Below are 19,065 nucleotides of genomic sequence, written 5' to 3' on the forward strand. Positions count from 1 at the left end.
AGCGATAGAGGCAGTCTAACCGTACTCACGCAGATCGATCCTCGACAACTGGAAAATTGTTTGAGATTGGCGTCCGATCCTGGAACGCTCTTGCACGACCCGCCTGGAACACTCTCCCACTGTCGGTGAGGGCTTCAGCATGGTCGGATTCACGACGACACAGGAGTCGCAGGTACGAGCTGTGATAGCGCCCGTCGATCTTGTGCCAGGCCAGCTTCTCGGCCGCTATGAGCTGCTGATCGCCATCGCGCAGGGCGGAATGGGGACGGTGTGGGCGGCCCGAGAGCGCGGCGGGGCGGCGGGCGACAAGATCGTGGCAGTCAAGACGATGCTGCCGGCGCTCTCCAGCGATCCGCGCTGCAAGCGCATGTTCCTCACGGAGTCGCGCATCGCGGCCCGGATCAAGCACCCCAATGTGTGCGCGATCCTGGATCAAGGTGAGCAGAGCGGGGTGCTCTACTTCGTGATGGAGTGGATCGACGGCGACGCGCTCGTGGCGCTGCTCGGCGGCAGCACCCGCAAGCAGGGCAGCCCGCTCCCCCTGCCCGTCGCGGTGAGGATCGCGATCGAGGCGGCGCGGGGGCTCCATGCGGCCCACGAGCTACGGGACGACGGCGGCGCGCTGGTCGGGCTCGTTCACCGGGACGTCTCGCCGCACAACATCCTGATCACGCGGGACGGCTCGGTCAAAATCGCCGATTTCGGCGTGGCCAAGGCCATGGCGCAGGTGGACAACCCGACGACCAACACCGGGCACATGAAGGGCAAGATCCTCTTCATGGCGCCCGAGCAGGTCTATAGCGAGCAGCTGGACCGGCGGTCCGACGTCTTCGCGCTCGGGATCGTGCTCTATCAGCTGACGACGGGCACCCACCCGTTCGCCGCCAGCCACGACCTCGCGACGATGGCGCGCATCGCGCGGCCCGAGCCGGTCGATCCGCCGGGCACCCTCGTCCCCGGGTACCCCGCCGCGCTCGAGGCGGCGGTGATGCGCGCGCTCGCCAAGGATCCGGCCGAGCGCTTCGCGACGATGGCCGAGCTCGCGGACGCGCTGGAGGCGGTGAGCGCCGATCTCGGCAGCCGCCCCGGCGAGGTCACGGGGTACATCCGCAACGCGCTCGCCGCGCGCACCGCGCGTCGCGCGGCGCTGATCAAGGACGCGCTGCGCGCCGCGGAGGGCAGATCGCGGGGGCGCCCCCCCTCGCGCCTGGACCCGCGCCGCCGCGCCCGGACGATCGCCACCGCGGCGGCGCTCGTCGCCTCGGGCGCGCTGCTCGGGGCGGCGACGCTCCTGTGGATCGGCCTCGGGGAGGGCCCCGGCGCGCCGCCCGTGGCGGTGCCCGCGGCGCCGGCCATCGCGGTGGAGCCGCGCCCGGGGGTCGTCACCGCCGAGCCGCGCGCCCCGGAGCCCGCGCACGTGTCAGAGCCGGCCCCGTCCACCACGCCCGCGGCGCCGCCGTCCTCCACCCCCGCCGCGAGCGCGAGCCCGCCTCGCTCCCGATCGCCTGGCGAGACCGGGCGCGCCAAGTTCCGCGAGCCCGGCTTCTAGCGCGCGCCGGGGCCCCGCCCCGCGCCGACGAGCGCGCGCCGGGGCCCCGCCTCGCGCCGACGAGCGCGCGCCGGGGCCCCGCCTCGCGCCGAGGAATATTCGAGAGGCGCCGGTTGTCCTCGGGCGGCCGGGCTTGCTATGAGCTCCCACCCGTTATGCACGACGTACGCGCCCTGAACGAGCTGGTCGCCAAAGAGAGCGCCTTCATCGACACCCTGCTGAGCGAGGTCGGCAAGGTCATCGTCGGTCAGACGTACATGATCGAGCGCATCCTCATCGGGCTGCTCACCGGGGGGCACGTCCTCCTCGAGGGCGTCCCGGGCCTCGCCAAGACGCTCACGGTGCGGACGCTCTGCGACGCCATCCACGCGAAGTTCTCGCGGATCCAGTTCACGCCGGATCTGCTGCCCGCCGACCTCATCGGCACCGTCATCTACAACCACCAGAAGGGCGACTTCACCTCCAAGCTGGGCCCGATCTTCGCGAACCTCGTGCTCGCCGACGAGATCAACCGCGCCCCCGCGAAGGTGCAGAGCGCGCTCCTCGAGGCGATGCAGGAGCGGCAGGTCACGATCGGCGACACGACCTACCCGCTGCCGAGCCCGTTCGTGGTCATGGCGACCCAGAACCCGATCGAGCAGGAGGGGACCTACCGCCTCCCGGAGGCGCAGGTCGACAGGTTCATGCTCATGGTCAAGGTCGGGTACCCCGCGCGGGCCGAGGAGCGGCAGATCATCGACCGCACGACGTCCGCGATCGAGGGCAAGGCCGCGAAGGTGACGACCCCCGAGGAGCTCGTGTCCGCGCGCAAGGTCGTGCGCGACGTGTACATGGATGATCGCGTGAAGGACTACATCGTGGACGTGGTCTTCGCGACGCGCGAGCCCGGGCAGAAGGGGATGCGGGAGCTGAGCAGCCTCATCGAGTACGGGGCGAGCCCGCGCGCCTCGATCGCGCTGGCGCTGGCGGCGCGCGCGCACGCCTTCCTGCGCCACCGGGGCTACGTCACGCCGGAGGACGTGAAGGCGATCGGCCCCGACGTGCTCCGGCACCGGGTCGTCCTGACCTACGAGGCGGAGGCCGAGGAGGTCACGTCCGAGCAGATCGTCCGGCGCGTGTTCGAGGTGGTCGAGGTGCCGTGATCAAGGCCTCCGGCTCGAAGAACCCGCTGCCGCCGGAGCTCCTGAAGCAGCTCCGGCGCATCGAGATCCGGACGCAACGGCTCGCCAACGAGCAGCTCTCCGGGACGTACTCGTCCGTCTTCAAGGGGCAAGGGCTCTCGTTCCGCGAGGTGCGCGCGTACCTGCCCGGCGACGACGTGCGCTGGATCGACTGGAACGTCTCGGCCCGCATGAGCGAGCCGTTCGTGAAGGTGTTCGTCGAGGAGCGCGAGATGACCGTCATGCTGGTCGTCGACGCCTCGCAGAGCGAGCAGTTCGGCACGCGGCGCGCGTCGAAGGCGCGCGTCGCCGCCGAGATCGCCGCGCTCTGCTCCTTCAGCGCCATCAAGAACAACGACCGCGTGGGCCTCGTGCTCGCGACCGAGGCCATCGAGAAGCTCGTCCCGCCGAAGAAGGGGGACAAGCACGTGATGCGCGTCATCCGGGAGATCCTCGGGCACGAGCCGAAGTACACGGGGACGAACCTGAAGCTCGCGCTCGAGACCCTGGTGAAGGTGGCCAAGCGGAGGAGCGTGGCCTTCGTGATCAGCGATTTCTTCGCCTCCGGCTTCGAGCGCTCGCTCTCGCTCGCGAGCGCCAAGCACGACGTGATCCCGGTGATGCTCGTCGACCCGCGCGACGAGGAGCTGCCCGACGTGGGGCTCGCGACGTTCGAGGACCTGGAGACCGGGGAAGAGGTCGTGGTGGACACCGGCGATCGGGCGGTGCGCGACCACTACCGCGCCGCCATGCGCAAGGTCCGGAGCGACCGCGACAAGCTGTTCAAGAAGCTCGCGCTCGACGCCGTGGTGGTGAAGACCGGCGAGAGCTTCGTGAGCCCGCTGCGCGACCTGTTCGCCAAGCGGGCGCGGAGGCTCAGGCGATGAGGACGCGCCGCTCGGCGGTCCACGCCGCGCGCGGCGCGAGCCCGCTCGCGTGGGCCGCGCTGGCGACGGCGCTCGCGTGCGCGGCGCCGGCGCGATCGCAGCCGGACGCTGGCGGCGCCGGAGGGCCCGCCGCTGACGACACCCCGCCGCCGCCGGCGCTGCCGACCCCGGCCCCGGCAGCGCCGGCGGCGAAGGAGCGCGGCGAGAGCGTGTGGGCCTCGTGCGCGGAGCACGTGCCGCCCGGCGCGACGCGCCCCCGGATCGAGGAGACGTTCCCGAAGAACGGGTTCAGCGGGTACGCGGCCCACCTCGAGATCACCGTCACGCACGGCAAGGGCGAGACGGTGCTGCCGGAGGGCTTCAAGGTCCAGGGCGACAGCGACGCCGCGCGCGCGATCCAGAAGGCGGGGTTCGTCCTGCCGGAGGCCGACGCGGGCGCGGGGCCGACCAGCACGACGACGGCGACCGACGCCGGCGCCACGACCAAGCTCGTCATCCCGTTCGTCCCGCTGCCCAAGGAGCCCGGGAGGAGCGCCCTCCTGCTGCCGCCGGTGCCGATCGCCGTGTCCCGCGCGAGCGGGGAGCTCGTCACCGTCTGCACCCGGCCGCACGAGATCGTGATCGAGGACCCGATCGCCAACGAGCGGGATCCCAAGGTCAAGCCGAACCCGCCGCCGAGGCCGCAGCGGGAGGAGTGGGTGCTCGCGAAGCAGCTCACGGTCGGCATCCTCATCGGCGCGGCGCTCGGGCTGCTCGTGGCGTGGCTGGTCCGGCGCTGGCTGCGCCGGCCCCGCGTCGTGGTCGCGCCGCCGCCCAAGCTGCCGTGGGTCGCCGCGCTCGAGGAGCTCGAGGCGCTCCGGCGCTCCGACCTGCTCGGCGAGGGGCGGACCGGCGAGTACTTCGATCGCGTGAGCGACTGCGTGCGCAAATACCTCGGCGCGCGGTACGGCTTCGACGGCCTCGAGACGACGAGCGACGAGATGCGGGAGCTGCTCGCGCGGGTGCGCCCGCCCGTGCCGGTGCTGCCGCAGATCGCGCGGTTCCTCGCCGACTGCGATCTCGTGAAGTTCGCGCGCCTCCAGCCGAGCGAGGCCGACTGCCTCACGGCGCTCGACGACGGCGAGAACATCGTGCACCGCACGACCCCGCCGGCGGCGCGGCCCGGCGACGGCGCCGGCCCCCGGAGCTCGCCCGCCGGCGGGCAGCAGCCGCCCGCTCGCCCGTCCGGGGCGCCGGAGGAGGCGCCTTGAGCCGCACGAAGCGCGCATCGCTCGCCCTCATCGCGACGCTCGTCGTCGCCGCGCTCGCCTGCGTGTACCCCTACCTCGCGCGCCGCGAGGCCTGGTCCTCGGCGAGCTGGCAGAACCCGTGGTTCTTGCTCGCGCTCATCGCGGTGCCCGTCGTCTGGTACTGGGGCATCTTCGCGGAGGACGCGCGCAGGCCGCGGCTCCGGCTCGGCACGGTCGCGCCGCTCGCGCGCGGGCCGCGCGGCCTGCGCAGCCACCTGCGCGACCTGCCCGGCGTGCTGCGCGCCGTGGCGCTCGCGCTGCTCGTCCTCGCGATGGGGCGGCCGGTCAGCGTGCTCCGCGAGCAGCGATCGGACGACAAGGGCATCGACATCGTCGTGGCGCTCGACCTGTCGGGCTCGATGCGCGCGATCCTCGACGCGCGGCCGAGCGACCTCCCCGGCCAGCCGAAGCTGCCGCGCGGCAAGCGGCTGACCCGGCTCGACACGGCCAAGCTCGTCCTCCAGGACTTCATCAGCCGCAGGAGGACCGATCGCCTCGGCGTCGTCGTCTTCGGCAAGGCCGCCTACGTGCTGTCGCCGCCGACGCTCGACTACCACCTGCTGACGCAGATGGTCTCGCAGATGACGCTCAACGTGATCGACGGCAGCGCGACGGCGATCGGCGACGCGCTCGGCACCGCGGTCGCCCGCCTGCGCAGGAGCGACGCGCAGTCGAAGGTCGTCATCCTCCTGACCGACGGCGACTCGAACGCCGGGGCCATCTCCCCCGAGTACGCGACCCACCTCGCGACCTCGCTCGGCGCCAAGGTCTACACGATCCAGATCGGCACCGACGACGAGGTCGAGGTCGAGGACGGCATCGATCTCTTCGGGCAGCCGCGCTACGTGCGCCACCGCTTCCCGGTGAACCCCGCGCTGCTCCAGGAGATCGCGCAGAAGACCGGCGGCGCGTCGTACGTGGCGACCGACGCGAAGGCGCTCGCGGACAGCATGCACGACGTGCTCGACCGGCTGGAGAAGACCCGCTTCGAGGCGTCGAGCGCCGCGTACGAGGATCTCTTCCCGTTCCTGCTCCTGCCCGGGGTGTTCCTGATCGGGCTCGACGCGCTCCTGCGCGCCTGGCTGCTCCGGAGGTTCCCGTGAACTTTGCGGCCCCCTGGTTCCTGCTCGGGACGGCGTTCGCCGCGCTGATCGGCCTCCTGCTCATCCTCGGCGGCTTCGGCGTGGCGCGCGCCATCAAGCGCTTCGGCGACGAAGATCGCGTGAAGGCGCTCACCACCGCCGATCCGGCGAAGCGCCGCGCCTGGAAGGGCGTGCTGCTCGTGCTCGCGACGGCGCTCGCGTTCGTGGCCGCGGCGCGCCCCCAGTACGGCAAAGGCACGCGGCTCGTGCCGGCGACCAACGTCGACGTGGTGATCGTGCTCGACTACTCGAAGAGCATGTACGCGCGCGACGTCGAGCCGTCCCGCATCTTCCGGGCGAAGGTCGAGGTCGCCCGCCTCATCAAGGATCTCGAGGGCGCGCGCTTCGGCGCGGTCGCGTTCGCCGGCGAGCCGATGGGCTTCCCGCTGACCGCCGACGGCGCGGCGATCGCGCAGTTCTTCCGCCAGCTCGACCCGAACGACATGCCCATCGGCGGGACGGCGATCGCGCGCGCGCTCGACCAGGCGAACGAGCTCCTGAGGCGCGATCCGAAGTCCGCCGAGCACAAGCGGATCATCCTGCTGGTCACGGACGGCGAGGACCTCGAGGGCTACCCGCTGAGCGTCGCCCAGGCGATCGGCGCCCAGGGCACGACGATCCACGTCGTTCAGATCGGCGGGCGCACGCCGGAGCCGATCCCGGAGATCGGCCAGGACGGCCGCATCGTCGGGTGGCGGACCGATCGCCAGGGCAAGCCGCTCACGACCGAGCTGTCGCTGTCGGGCGAGCAGCAGCTCGCGTCGATCGCGCAGGCGACGCCGGGCGGGCAGATCATCCGCGCAGAGAAGGGGACCACGGGCATCGAGACGATCGCCGCGGAGCTCAGGCGGCAGATGAAGAGCGAGCTCTCGGAGCGGGTCGAGACGGTCTACGCGGACGTCTACTTCTACCCGCTCGGCCTCGCGATCCTGCTCCTCATCGCCGAGGTGTTCCTCAAGGACGCTCCGCGCCGTCGCTTCGTGGCGACACACCCCGAGGCCGCGCCGAAGCGCGCCGGGCTGCTGCAGAAGGGGCGCCCGCTCGGCGCGGACCTCGCGGCGGGAGCGGGGCCGACGCCTCGGGGCAACGCGGGAGGGCAGCATGCCGCGTCGTGATCGCAAGCGCGTGGATCTCGCCGGGTTCTTCGCGCGCCGCGGGCGCTGGATCGCGATCGGGCTCGCCGCCGCGTGCCTCACCGGGGCCGCGTTCTCGGCGGCGACCGGGTGCAGCGGGTGGGATCCGACGTCCCCGTTCGAGCGGAACGCGCCGGCGGTCGACCAGGCGATCCGCGATCTCGACGCGGGCAACCTCGAGTCTGCCGCGCAGGCCCTCGAGAGCTACCTGGGGACGGGCGCGTGCAGCGACGCCGGCATCGGGCTGCCGGACTCCGTGCGCCAGAAGCCGAACGGCTCGTTCGATCTCGGGCTGACGCTGTTCCACCTGGCCGAGCGCTACGGTCATCGGTTCGGTGACGAGGAGCTCGCGGACGGCGGGCCGGAGCAGGAGCAGAGCGACGCGCTGCGCGGGATCGAGATCGACTGCGCGCTGGTCCTCGTGAAGGCGATCGGGGCCGATCCGAGCGTGCCGGCCGACCTGCGCGCGCGGGCCCGCTACCTCTCGGGCAACCTCGAGTTCTTGCGGCGCAAGTACGAGGATGCGGTGACGTACTACGACCAGGCGCTGGCCATCATCCCCGGGGTCCTCGAGGAGGCCGGCGGCGACGGCGTCGGCCGGGACGCGGCCTGGAACCGGGCGATCGCGCTGCGGCGCATCGAGGACCAGAAGGACGCCGCGCCGCCGGACGCCGAGCCCGATGCGCCGCCGGACGCCGAGCCCGACGCGCCGCCGGACGCCGAGCCCGACGCGGGCGACGACGGCGGCGAGCCTGACGCGGGCAACGACGGCGGCGAGCCTGACGCGGGCGACGACGGCGGCGGCCAGGACGCGGGCAACGACGGCGGCGACCAGGATCAGAGCCCCGACGCTGGCCCGCAGGATCAGACGCCCGACGCCGGCGCACCCGAGCAACCCGAGCCGCCGCGCGAGCAGCCCCAGGAGCCGCCGCAGACCGGCCGGCAGGACGATCGCATCCTCGACCAGCTCGAGGAGGCGCCGACGTATCAGGAGCAGGAGGCGAAGAACAAGGCCGGTATGCGGCGCGGCCGCGGCATGGAGGACAAGTGACGCTCGCGCTCGCCCCCCCGCGCCTCGCGCCGCTCGCGGCCGCGCTGCTCGTGGCGTTGCTCGCGTTGATCGCCCCGCTCCGCGCGCGTGCCCAGCAGCAGCCGGAGCTCACGGCGCGCGCGAGCTCCACCGACGTCGAGGTCGGCGAGCCGTTCACGGTCGAGGTGAAGGCGCTCGTCGAGCGCGGCGCCGGCATGCCCTCCGATCCGGAGCTGCGTGTCCCGCCCGACCTCTCCATCGTCTCCGGACCGAGCATCGGGACGCAGATGAAGACGCAGCTCGGGGGCGGCGTCATGATCACGCAGCTGGGCATCAGCGCGACGTGGCAGATCGTCGCGAACAAACCCGGCCGCTACACCATCCCGGGGCCGACGATCTCCTGGAACGGCAGGCGCCTGCCGGCGGCTCCGATCCTGATCAAGGTCACGCCGGCGAGCGGGCGGCCTCGCCGGCCGAGCAACCCGTTCCTGTTGCCCGGCGGCCCGCTGCAGGGCTTCCCGTGGCCGTTCGGCGGTCCGGGCGGCATGTTCGACGACGAGGCGACCCAGGACGAGCCCGAGGCCGAGGCGACGGAGCTGGCGATGCCGCGCGAGCCCGACCCGGTGGTGTTCCTGCGCGCCATCCCCGACAAGACGACCGCGGTGGTCGGCGAGCAGGTCACGGTCTCGTTCTACCTGTACTTCCGCGAGAACGCCGAGATGACCGAGCCCCGCGCGACGCCCGCGCCGGACTTCCTTCGCCACACGCTCCTCGAGGACCCCCGCACCGAGCGGCCCGTGTACACGCGGGTCGGCGGGTACCGCTATGCGGCCCGCCTCGTCGACAAGCTGGCGCTGTTCCCGCTGAAGACGGGCGAGCTGCGCACGGGCAGCATGCAGACGCGCATCACCGGTCGCCGGATCGGCGCGCGCGTGCTGCGCGAATCGAACGACGTCGTCGTGAAGGTCACGGAGCCGCCCCTCGCCGGCCGCCCGTCCGGCTATGCCGTCGGCGACGTCGGTCAGTTCACGCTCAAGGCGACGGTGCAGCCGCGCCAGATCGAGCAGGGCGGCTCGGTGGCCGTGAACGTGCAGATCGCGGGCACCGGCAACTTCCCCCAGTCGCTCCGGGTGCCGGAGCGGACCGGGCTCGACTGGCTCGACCCGGAGAAGCGCGACGCGATCGAGCCGCGCGGCGGCGCGATCGGCGGCACCCGATCGTTCGGCTACGTCGTCCGGATCCAGGAGAGCGGCGCGGTCGATCTCGGGAAGATCGAGCTCCCCTACTGGGATCCGGCGCAGAAACGCTACGTGGTCGAGCGCGCCGAGCTCGGCGTCGTCCAGGTCAGCCCGGTGGCTCCTCCGGCGTCGTCCGGGCCGCCGTCCAGGGCGCCTCTCGCCGAGGGCGACGGCGCCGGCCGTGGCGCGCCGTTCGCCGGCATGCCGGGTCTCCGCACGTCGCTCGGCCCGCACACCCCGCCCGCGACGCTGCCCCTCGACGGCGCGCCGTTCTGGCTGCTCCTCGCCGCGCCGCCGCTCGCCGTCACGCTGTTCGGCGCGGGCGATCGGCTCTTGCGCCGGGCGCGCGATCGCCGCGCGGCGGGCGCGACCTCGCCCGCCCGGCTCGCGGCGATCGCCCAGCGCGAAGCGGAGGAGGCGGCCGCTCAGGGAGATCTCGGGGCGACGGCCGCGGCGATCGAGCGCGCGGTGCACCGGGCGATCGAGTCCGCGACGGGCCTCCGCTCGCGCGGCGTCCTGCTCGCGGAGCTCCCGGGCGAGCTCGGCCGGCGCGGCGTCCCCGGGCCGCTCTCGTCGCGCGCGTGCGAGGCGCTGGCCGCGTGCGAGGCGATCCGGTTCGAGCCGACCGCGCAGGAGGGCGGCGGCGCCGCCGCCGCGGCGCTCGTCGAGCAGAGCCGCGCCGTCGTGAACGAGCTCTCGCGATGGAAGCCCGCATGAACGGCCGCCGCAGGCGCCTCTTCGTCGGCGCGCTCCTCCTCGCTGCCAGCCTCGCGCCGGCGCTGCCGTCGAGCGAGGCGCGCGCGCAGCCGGCGGAGTCCCCGGAGGTGATGTTCCAGGAGGGCACGGCGGCGCTCGGCCGCGGCGAGTACGGCGCGGCGATCGACACGTTCGAGCTGCTCGCCGACCGCGGCTTCGTGCACCCGGACGCGAGCTACAACCGCGGGCTCGCCTACGTCACGCGCGTCCGCGAGGGCGCGGATCGCCCCGGCGACCTCGGCCGGGCGGCGGCCGCGTTCGAGGAGGCGCTGCGGCTCCGTCCGGGCGACGCCGACGCGGATCGCGCGCTGGATCTCGTGCGCGCCGAGATCACCCGCCGGCGCTCGCGCCGCGCCACGGATGCGGTCGACGTGCGCCCGACGCTCGGCCGGGTCATCGTCGGCCTCGCCTCGGAGCGCACGTGGGCGGCAGCCGCGCTCCTCGCGTCGCTGCTCCTCGCCCTGGGCGTGGTCCTGCGGCGCCGCCCTGCCGGCCCTGCGCACGTCGCGGGCAGCGTCCTTGCGCCGACGGCGCTCGTCGCGCTGCTCGCGCTGGTGCCGCTCACCTATGCGGCGCGGCACCTCCGCCTCACGACCCGGGCCGGCGTCGTGGTGGTCCCCGAGGTCCGGCTCCTCGACGAGGACGGGCGCGCGCTGCCCCGCGCGGAGCACAGCGCGATCCCCGAGGGTGCGTCGGTCGAGGTCGGCAGGAGATCGGGCGGGCTCGCGGAGGTCCGCTGGGGCGCAACGGAGGGATGGGTTCCGGCGTCGAGCATCCGGCTGCTCGCTCCATGAGCCGCGCCATCGTGTGCTAGGTTGTCCGCGTGTGGGTACGCCGCGCAGCCATTCGCCCCGTCCCCTCGTACGCTCAGGTGCCGGCGCGCGTCCTGTCCGAGATCGAGGATCAGCTCGCCGAGGATGACGACGACTCGCGCAAGCAGCTCGACGACGCGTTCACGCGCTTCGAGCAGACGCAGCCTGCGCTCGCGGACCGGATCTCCTCGGTGCTCTCCGGCCCGCTCGACGAGACGGCGCTCGCCCTCGGCTATTTCCTGACGCTCGCGATCTGGCTCGCCTTCGACGAGCTGTTCGGTCAGGACCTCGACGAGGTCACCGAGACGGCGCTCACGGGCGTCGAGGAGTCGCTGAACCTGGACGAGCAGATCCGCCTCCACGATCCTGCCGAGGCGGTCGACTCGGACGACGTCATCGCGATGGAGCAGCCCGACGTCCTCGCCTTCGTGCAGGAGCACCTCGACGCGGCGCTCGAGGCGAACGCGCACGAGGTCGACGTCGACGACGTCCACTCGATCTACCGGGTGGTGCTGATCGAGGTCCTGGCCCTGAGCTACGCCGTCCGCCCGCCCTCGAACTGGGTAGCACTGACGACCGAGTTCACCGCCTAACGCGTCTCCCCCGTCCCTCCACCTCCTTCTCTGGACCACGCCGCCAGAGCGGCGTTCACCCGCACAGGAGACGGGCCCAGATCGGCGTTTTCGGCGCACAGGCGCACTCCAGTGCGCCGAGCACCGAAAACGCCGAGGTGGGCCCGTATCCGCAGCGGGTGGACGCCGCTCCTAGTGTGCTGAGAAGGTGGCTAGGAAGGCTGGCATCTCGGCGCTGCGGCCGTCCTGGAGGAGGACGGTTCGGCGCGGGGCGTTGATCGCGTCGAGCACGGCGACGAGCTCGCGGAACGGCGTCTTGTCGTCGCTGTGGAGCACGGCCTGATCGGCGCGGCGGTCGCTCGGGGCGCGGTGCTCGCCGCTCCGCTCCCACTCGCGCTGGATGGCCTCGCCGAGCTCTCTGTAACGGATCGCGGTGGCTCCCGCCCCGCCGATCTCGACAGGACGTTTGGGGACGCTCACCTCGCTCAGGACAGTCGCGCCCTGCTTCCACACGAGGTTGAACTGGTCCTCGCCGACGTGGACATGCATCGTCCTGAGAGGCTCTTTCTGGCACTCCTCACCGCACCCCGCGGCGGCAGGCACCTCCGCGCTGGTCTTGAGCCGCGAGTTCGTGACCCACACCGCCGTGATGAGCAGGAAGGCGATGGTCACCATCAGCAGATCGATGAACGGAATCATGTTGATCTCGCTGTTTCTCGCCCGCCTCTCGCCACCTCCCACGTCGACGCCCGCCATGGCTGCCTCCTCGTGTGCTCGTGTTGTCGCGGCGCACGCGCCAGCTCCGCGGCCGCGCTGCGATAGGAGGACAGAGCGCGGCGCGCGCCGGATGTTCCTGGAAAGCACCAACGTCCGCTCCCCCGCCACGGGTGAACCGCTCGCGCGGGTGGGCCGCGCCGGCGATCCCGATGAGCGCGACGAGCGCACTCTCAGGCGGCCCACACTCCGCATCGTCCACTATTTCGGAGGCGCTTCACTCCGCCCAGCCGCAAAAAGACGCAACGCGTCAACATAAAGCAGCCTCATCCTTGGACGCTCTGAACATGGACAGGGCGGACGAAAAGCTCGATTTTCTCGGCATAGGAGCAGAGGCAGGTGCTCGTCGACACGGACGACAGGGCGTCGTGCCGTCCTCGGGCCAACGCAGCGTGCCGACCCTCGTGCGTCATGGCCGAGCTGTCCCTTGACAGACAATCCGTTATAACGGATGATGGACCTACGGGTTGGAGGTGAAGCGGATGCGCCCCCAGAGTGCTCAAGTGATCGACCTCGAGGAATACCGGCAGCAGCGGCGAGCGGCTCGGAACGAGCATGCTCCCGAGAGCGACAGGAAGACGTTGTCGGGCGGCGCATTGACCATGCATGTCGCCCTCTGGTGGTTCCCGATGTGGACGTGGATGCCCGTCTGGCAGATGCGATGAAGACCGTCCGTCAGAACACGCCACGGAGCTCGCCTGGGCTCGTTTCCGGCGATGGGCTCGGCGCGTCGTTGCCCGTGGAGGGCTACCAGAACGGCGTCCAAGCGTCCGCCGTATCGGCGGGGCGCCCTTCATCGCCCGCTGGACCGCGCTCGCAGCGCAGACCGGAGAGCGTCGCTGGCCCCGCGAGCTCGTACTCCAGCCGCGCAAACGGAGAGGGGCCGCAGCGGGACGTGGACGAGGCCTCTGGAGACGCCTGGGCCTACGAGATGGCCCCGCAGGACGCCTCCTCGGCGCTCACCGGCATCGTCGGGGCCAACCTGCGTCGCCTCCGGACCAAGCGAGGGCTCTCCCTCGAGCGGCTGGCGAAGGCGTCCGGCGTGAGCCGGGCGATGCTCAGCCAGATCGAGCTCGGCCAGAGCACGCCGACGATCAACGTGCTCTGGAAGATCGCGCGGGCGCTCGGCGTGCCCTTCTCGGCGCTGATCAGCGACCAGTCGCTCGGCGGCACGTCGCTCATCCTGGCCGCGCGCGCCAAGGTGTTGACGTCGCATGACGGCTCGTTCACGTCCCGCGCGCTGTTCCCGTTCGACGTGCCGAGGACCGTCGAATTCTACGAGATCACGCTCGCGCCCCTCGCCACGGAGCACGCGGATCCTCACCCGCCGGGCACCGTGGAGAACCTCGTGGTGACCTCCGGAACGCTGGAGATGGTCGTCGGCGCCGAGCGGCATGTGCTTGCGACCGGCGACGCGATCATGTTCGACGCCGACGTGCCCCATCAGTACAGGAACCTGACCGATCAGCAGGTCATCCTGTACCTGGTGATGACGTACGTCGAGAAGACGGGCTGACAGGGGCGCTCGACAGCTCGGATCACCGAGGCGCCAGGACGCCGAGGGGAAAAGCACGTCTCCCGGCGCTGCTCTTCTCCCTCCGGTGCCGCGGCGACTCCGTGTGTTCTGCGCTGCGCTCGGGAAATGCCGGCCGCGCCGCCGCGCTCACCTGGATATGCTGGCGACGTTCGAGCCGGCGCCCATGTTGCTCGTGCCGCTCGCGCCGACGCCCATGCCCATGCCGGTGCTCATGCACATCATCATCGGCATGTTGCCGCACATCATCATCATCGGCATGCCCATTCCCATCATCTTCATGATGGCTTCACAGCGCTGGCGCAGCATGTCCATCCCCATGCCATCCATGGGAATCATCTTGCAGACCATACCCTCTTTATCCATCTCACAGGTCATCCGCGCCATGATCGGCATCTGACCCATCATTCCCATCATCTGGGGCATCATTCCCATCATCTGGGGCATCATTCCCATCATCTGGGGCATCATCCCCATCATCTGGGGCATCATTCCCATCATCTGGGGCATCATTCCCATCATCTGGGGCATCATCCCCATAGGCCCCATCATCGGCAGGCTCATCATCGGCATCATGGTGTTTCCCTCCGCGCTGCGCTGGTTTCGTTCGCGGTCCAGGCTAGGTGCTCGCGTAGGTAGGGGCAAGCAACGCCACCTGGCCGCGCCCCTTTTCCTCCGATGGAGCAGACAGGTCGCCGCCCCCGACGGATGCTGCGCCGGTTGAGCTCGATGCCCACGTGTGGTTGTGCTCGTTCGGACAGTCGATGACAGGTGGAGCTTCATGAACCGCGCGGCCTCACTCCGGGCAAAGGACATGGACGCCACGTCTCAGCCCCCGAGATACGCGGGTAGCTCCGCATACCGCTTCTGCCCGAGGACATGAATGTTCGGCGCGGTGCAGCGTCGCCCCTGGCCTGCCGGACGCGATGGCGGGCCGAGGCGAGGCCCACGGAATCGACCGCTGACCGACGCCGGCCAAGCATCACGCCGCGGCGTCGCGCGCCCGTCCGCGCTATCATCGCGCCGCCTCGTCCCGGGCAGCCTGGCCCTCGCCGCATGTCCCAGCCCCCTACCGCGCCCGCGTTCGCCGAGATGACCGTCGGCGCGCACCGCCTCGCGCTCCTCAAGGACGGCGCGCAGGCGTACCCGGCCATGCTCGAGGCCATCGCCCGCGCCCGGCGCACGATCTGCCTCGAGACGTACATCCTCCGGGGCGATCGCACCGGCCAGCGCTTCGCCGAGGCGCTCATGGAGCGGGCGGCGGCCGGCGTCGAGGTGAACGTCCTCTTCGACGCCTGGGGCTCTTCCGTGTCGTCGTCCTTCCTCGACGGGCTCCGCCGCGCCGGCGTCCGTCCCCTCGCCTTCCGCCCCCTCGACCTCTCCGCCCCCCTCGGGAAGGTCGCCCGCCGCGACCACCGCAAGGCGCTCATCGTCGACGGTGCGGTCGCCTTCACGGGCGGCCTCAACCTCTCCGACGACTACGCCGCTCCGGAGGATGGCGGCGCCGACTGGCGCGATACCCACCTCCGCATCGAGGGCCCCGCCGCCGCCGAGCTCCAGTACTTCTTCTTGCGCACATGGCAGCGCACAGGCGGCGCTCCCATCGACGACGAGCGCTACGGCTACGCCGAGCGCAGGCCCGACCCGGCCGTGCAGATCATCAGCAACGACCTCCCCCGCCGGAGGCACCGCCACGGCATCCGCGAAGCCTACCGGCTCGCCATCGAGCGCGCCCGGCGCAGGATCTTCATCACCAACGCCTACTTCCTGCCGCCGCTCCGGATCATCCACGCGCTCTCCGCCGCGGCTCGCCGCGGCGTCGACGTCAGGATCATGGTCGCCGGCACCACCGACGTGCCCGCGGTCCTGCTCGCGTCGCGCGCGATCTACGGCCACCTCCTCGACGCCGGCGCGCGCATGTTCGAGTGGCGCGGCCGCGTCCTTCACGCGAAGACCGCGGTCATCGACGGCCTCTGGTCCACCGTCGGCTCCACCAACCTCGACAGCCAGTCGCTCCGCATGAACCTCGAGGTGAACGCCATCATCTCGCACCGCGGGTTCGCGGGCGCGATGGAGCGGATGTTCGCCGACGACCTCGCCCACTGCCGCGAGATCACCGTCGCGCGCTGGGCCCGGCGCCCGCTCTGGGAGCGCGCCGCCTCGTGGACGGCCTACCTCGCGCGCGACTGGCTCTGATCCCGCGCTGTCCGCCGCGCTCGGCCGGGGGTGCTACCGTTGCCGCATGTCCGATTTCCGCCGCTTCCGCGGCACCGAACGCTACCTCACGAGCGAGGCGCTCGAGGCCGCCGTCAACTGCGCGCTGGTGCTCGAGCGGCCGCTCCTCGTCAAGGGAGAGCCCGGCACCGGCAAGACGCTGCTCGCGGAGGCCATCGCTAGGAGCCTGTCGGCCGAGCTCATCACCTGGCACGTCAAGAGCACCACGCGGGCCCAGGACGGGCTCTACGTCTACGACACCGTGCAGCGGCTCTACGACGCGCGCTTCGGCGACGGCGATGTCCGCGACATCCGCCGGTACATCAAGCTCGGCCCGCTCGGTAATGCGTTCAACGCCTCGGCGCGCGTCGTGCTCCTCATCGACGAGGTCGACAAGGCGGACCTCGAGTTCCCGAACGATCTCCTCCACGAGCTCGATCGGATGCGCTTCCGCGTCGCCGAGACCGGCGACGAGATCGCCGCGCGGGAGCGGCCCGTCGTGATCATCACCAGCAACAACGAGAAGGAGCTGCCGGACGCCTTCCTGCGCCGCTGCGTCTTCCACTTCATCGATTTCCCGGAGCCCGAGCTCATGCGGGAGATCATTCGCGTCCATCACCCCGATCTCGATCGGACGCTCGCCGACCAGGCGATGCAGGTCTTCTACGAGATCCGGAAGAACACACGGATCCGGAAGCGCCCCTCGACGAGCGAGCTCATCGACTGGATCGCCGTCCTGCGGAGGGCGGGCGTGGGTGAGGTGAAGCTCGACAAGGCGCTGCCGTTCCTCGGCGCGCTGCTCAAGAAGGAGCAGGACCTTGTCGCGCTGGCCGATCAGCTGGCGGGCGGCAGGCGGTTCCGGTCGTAGCGATGTTCGTCGCGTTCCTCTACGAGCTCCGGGCCCGCAAGGTCCCTGTCGGCGCCCAGGAGGCCGTCGGCCTCGCGCGCGCGCTCGCCGCTGGCCTCCACGAGAGCTCGCTCGAAGGCTTCTACCACGTCGCGCGGGCCATGCTCGTCCACTCGGAGGCGCACCTCGACGACTTCGATCTGGCGTTCGCCGAGCACTTCCGCGGCGCGCACGTGGAGGCCAAGGCGGTCACGGAGGAGCTCCTCTCGTGGCTCCGGGATCCCATCAAGAGGCGCGCCCTCTCCGACGAGGAGAAGGCGATGATCGAGGAGCTCGATCTGGAAGAGGTGCTCCGGCGGTTCGAGGAGCGCCTCCGCGAGCAGCGCGAGCGCCACGACGGGGGGAGCCGGTGGATCGGGACCGGCGGCACCTCGCCGTTCGGCCGCGGCGGCTTCCATCCGAGCGGCATCCAGGTCGGCGGCCCCGCAGGCGGGCGCAGCGGCGCCGTGCAGAACGCCGACGCCCGCCGCTACCGCCCCTACCGCAGCGATCTCACGCTCGACGTGCGCCAGATCGAGGTGGCGCTGCGCAAGCTGCGCGCCTTCGCGCGCGAGGGCGGCGATCGCGAGCTCGACATCGAGGCGACGATCGACGCGACGGCCAGGAACGCGGGCGAGATCGAGATCGTCACGAGGCCCCCGCGCCGGCCGAACACGCGCGTGATCCTGATGATGGACGTGGGCGGCTCGATGGATCCCAGCGCCGCGCTCGTGTCGCAGCTCTTCAGCGCGGCGAAGCGCGCGACGCACTGGAAGGAGCTGAGGAGCTACTACTTCCACAACTGCGTCTACGAGAGGGTCTTCAGGACCGAGGGGCTCCTCGACCCGGTCCCGGTGCGCGAGCTCCTCCGCGAGTGCGGCAAGCACCACAAGCTCGTGATGGTCGGAGACGCCTCGATGGCGCCCTACGAGCTGCTCGGCTCGTCGGGCTCCGGCGGCGGCGCAGGCTCCTCGTTCGACCCCGACGCGCGGCTGCCCGGCGTCGCCTGGCTGATGATGCTCCGCGACCATTTCGATCGCGCCGTGTGGCTGAACCCCGACGGGATCGGCCCCTACCCCCACCCGACCGTCGACGCGATCAAGGGCATCTTCCCGATGTTCGCGCTGACGCTGGAGGGCCTGGGAGAGGCCATCGCCGAGCTCGTCCGCGGCCGCGGCCGCGCCTGATCCGCGCGGCCCGCGTCAACGGCCCGCGCGGCGGAACACCTCCGCCGTGGCCGACGCGACGAGGGCGCGGTCGAGCCAGCGGTCGAGCTCGCGCTCGCTCCTGCACGCCGAGATCTTCGCTGCGGCCGCCTTCGTGAGCCGCAATCCTCGCCGATCGAGGACACGCCTCAGCGCGTCGCGCTTGCCCTCGAGGATCCCCTCCTCACGCCCCGCTTCGCGGCCTTCCTCGCGCCCCTCTTCACGGCCTTCCTCGCGCCCCTGCTCGCGCCCCTCTTCACGGCCTTCCTCGCGCCCTGCATCGAGCACGGCGTCGAGATCCGCATATCCGCGCCGCTGGAGGAGGTTGGTCAGCGTGCTCTTCTCCGCCTCGCTTCGATCGTAGAGCGCCTCGACGCGGACCGCGTTCTTCAGGATGCCCGGCGCGCTCAGCTGCTCCCCGGGGAGCGCGACGCGCACCTTCCGGTGCGGCTCGTGCACCTCGACCCGCCGTGGACCGATGAGGCGCACAACCCACAGGAGCTTCGTACCGGCCGCGAGCAGGTCGGCGATCTTCTCCTTCAGCGCCTCCTCGTCCTGCCCCACGTCGGCGTACTCGATCGCGAGCTCCGGCACGCCCTTCACCCAGCCCGGCCTGTCGGGCACGTTCCCTACCGCGACGTCCGGCGCCCGGAGGGTGCCCGGATCTGGGGAGTACCCCGTGTCCACGCCCACCTCCTTGACCGCCGGGTCCCACCCCACGACCGAGCTGCCCAGGTGGTTCGGCCCCGAGGCGCGCCCCCCCGTGGGGGGGCAGTAGACGGGGTGGCCGTTCGACAGCTCGTACGGATCACCCGCGCGGAGGTGCTCCGCGCGAAAAGGGCCTCGCTCCGCTGTCCGGCGCTTGACCTGCATGAGGGGACGTT

17 protein-coding genes are annotated in these 19,065 nt (G+C 71.6%); 14 read left to right on the plus strand and 3 right to left on the minus strand.

What is annotated here, in order from left to right; translation table 11 throughout:
- Positions 1–202 precede the first annotated feature (202 nt).
- The 10 genes from WMF29_RS34550 to WMF29_RS34595 all read left to right on the plus strand — a co-directional run bounded on the left by WMF29_RS34550 (position 203) and on the right by WMF29_RS34595 (position 11,589).
- Positions 203–1,549, plus strand: coding sequence for a protein kinase domain-containing protein (locus WMF29_RS34550; protein WP_437324364.1), 1,347 nt, complete (start codon positions 203–205; stop codon positions 1,547–1,549).
- A 155-nt stretch (positions 1,550–1,704) separates the two neighbouring features.
- On the plus strand, positions 1,705–2,691 hold the full coding sequence (locus WMF29_RS34555) for an AAA family ATPase (protein WP_272095442.1): 987 nt from the start codon (positions 1,705–1,707) through the stop codon (positions 2,689–2,691).
- Positions 2,688–3,596: a DUF58 domain-containing protein gene (locus tag WMF29_RS34560; protein ID WP_437324365.1), complete on the plus strand. Its 909-nt coding sequence runs from the start codon at positions 2,688–2,690 to the stop codon at positions 3,594–3,596. The genes WMF29_RS34555 and WMF29_RS34560 overlap by 4 nt, the downstream gene beginning before the upstream one ends.
- Positions 3,593–4,846 (plus strand): hypothetical protein, encoded by a 1,254-nt coding sequence (locus WMF29_RS34565; protein WP_437324366.1) that lies wholly within the window; start codon positions 3,593–3,595, stop codon positions 4,844–4,846. The genes WMF29_RS34560 and WMF29_RS34565 overlap by 4 nt, the downstream gene beginning before the upstream one ends.
- Positions 4,843–5,988: a VWA domain-containing protein gene (locus WMF29_RS34570; protein WP_437324367.1), complete on the plus strand. Its 1,146-nt coding sequence runs from the start codon at positions 4,843–4,845 to the stop codon at positions 5,986–5,988. Before WMF29_RS34565 ends, WMF29_RS34570 begins: the two co-directional genes overlap by 4 nt.
- Positions 5,985–7,142, plus strand: coding sequence for a vWA domain-containing protein (locus WMF29_RS34575; RefSeq protein ID WP_437324368.1), 1,158 nt, complete (start codon positions 5,985–5,987; stop codon positions 7,140–7,142). Before WMF29_RS34570 ends, WMF29_RS34575 begins: the two co-directional genes overlap by 4 nt.
- On the plus strand, positions 7,129–8,211 hold the full coding sequence (locus tag WMF29_RS34580; RefSeq protein ID WP_437324369.1) for a tetratricopeptide repeat protein: 1,083 nt from the start codon (positions 7,129–7,131) through the stop codon (positions 8,209–8,211). Before WMF29_RS34575 ends, WMF29_RS34580 begins: the two co-directional genes overlap by 14 nt.
- Complete coding sequence (locus WMF29_RS34585; RefSeq protein WP_437324370.1) at positions 8,208–10,145, plus strand: BatD family protein; 1,938 nt, start codon at positions 8,208–8,210, stop codon at positions 10,143–10,145. Before WMF29_RS34580 ends, WMF29_RS34585 begins: the two co-directional genes overlap by 4 nt.
- On the plus strand, positions 10,130–10,978 hold the full coding sequence (locus WMF29_RS34590) for a hypothetical protein (protein WP_437324371.1): 849 nt from the start codon (positions 10,130–10,132) through the stop codon (positions 10,976–10,978). The genes WMF29_RS34585 and WMF29_RS34590 overlap by 16 nt, the downstream gene beginning before the upstream one ends.
- A 29-nt stretch (positions 10,979–11,007) precedes the next feature.
- A complete protein-coding gene (locus tag WMF29_RS34595) occupies positions 11,008–11,589 on the plus strand; it encodes a hypothetical protein (protein ID WP_437324372.1) in 582 nt (193 codons plus the stop codon).
- Positions 11,590–11,760: 171 nt separating this feature from the next.
- On the opposite strand, the gene WMF29_RS34600 is transcribed toward WMF29_RS34595, so the two are convergent.
- Positions 11,761–12,324: an ExbD/TolR family protein gene (locus tag WMF29_RS34600; RefSeq protein WP_437324373.1), complete on the minus strand. Its 564-nt coding sequence runs from the start codon at positions 12,322–12,324 to the stop codon at positions 11,761–11,763.
- Between the two features lie 913 nt (positions 12,325–13,237).
- Here WMF29_RS34600 and WMF29_RS34605 point away from each other — a divergent pair.
- On the plus strand, positions 13,238–13,858 hold the full coding sequence (locus tag WMF29_RS34605) for a helix-turn-helix domain-containing protein (protein WP_308738114.1): 621 nt from the start codon (positions 13,238–13,240) through the stop codon (positions 13,856–13,858).
- A gap of 147 nt (positions 13,859–14,005) precedes the next feature.
- Here WMF29_RS34605 and WMF29_RS34610 read toward each other — a convergent pair whose 3' ends face one another.
- Positions 14,006–14,452, minus strand: a complete 447-nt coding sequence (locus WMF29_RS34610; RefSeq protein ID WP_437324374.1) for a hypothetical protein — start codon at positions 14,450–14,452, stop codon at positions 14,006–14,008.
- A 480-nt stretch (positions 14,453–14,932) separates the two neighbouring features.
- Between WMF29_RS34610 and WMF29_RS34615 the strand changes: the two genes are divergently transcribed.
- Genes WMF29_RS34615 through WMF29_RS34625 form a run of 3 tightly spaced genes read left to right on the plus strand, consistent with a single transcriptional unit; the run spans position 14,933 to position 18,163 of the window.
- A complete protein-coding gene (locus tag WMF29_RS34615) occupies positions 14,933–16,072 on the plus strand; it encodes a phospholipase D-like domain-containing protein (protein ID WP_437324375.1) in 1,140 nt (379 codons plus the stop codon).
- A gap of 46 nt (positions 16,073–16,118) precedes the next feature.
- Entirely contained in the window at positions 16,119–16,958 is an 840-nt protein-coding gene (locus WMF29_RS34620) for an AAA family ATPase (protein WP_272095456.1), read from the plus strand.
- 2 nt (positions 16,959–16,960) lie between these two features.
- A complete protein-coding gene (locus WMF29_RS34625; protein ID WP_437324376.1) occupies positions 16,961–18,163 on the plus strand; it encodes a vWA domain-containing protein in 1,203 nt (400 codons plus the stop codon).
- 15 nt (positions 18,164–18,178) lie between these two features.
- Here the strand turns inward: WMF29_RS34625 and WMF29_RS34630 are convergent, their stop codons facing one another.
- On the minus strand, positions 18,179–19,054 hold the full coding sequence (locus WMF29_RS34630; protein ID WP_437324377.1) for a Uma2 family endonuclease: 876 nt from the start codon (positions 19,052–19,054) through the stop codon (positions 18,179–18,181).
- Positions 19,055–19,065: the final 11 nt, after the last annotated feature.

Origin of the sequence: Sorangium sp. So ce381, assembly GCF_051473845.1 — a bacterium.
GTDB classification, from domain to species: domain Bacteria; phylum Myxococcota_A; class Polyangia; order Polyangiales; family Polyangiaceae; genus Sorangium; species Sorangium atrum.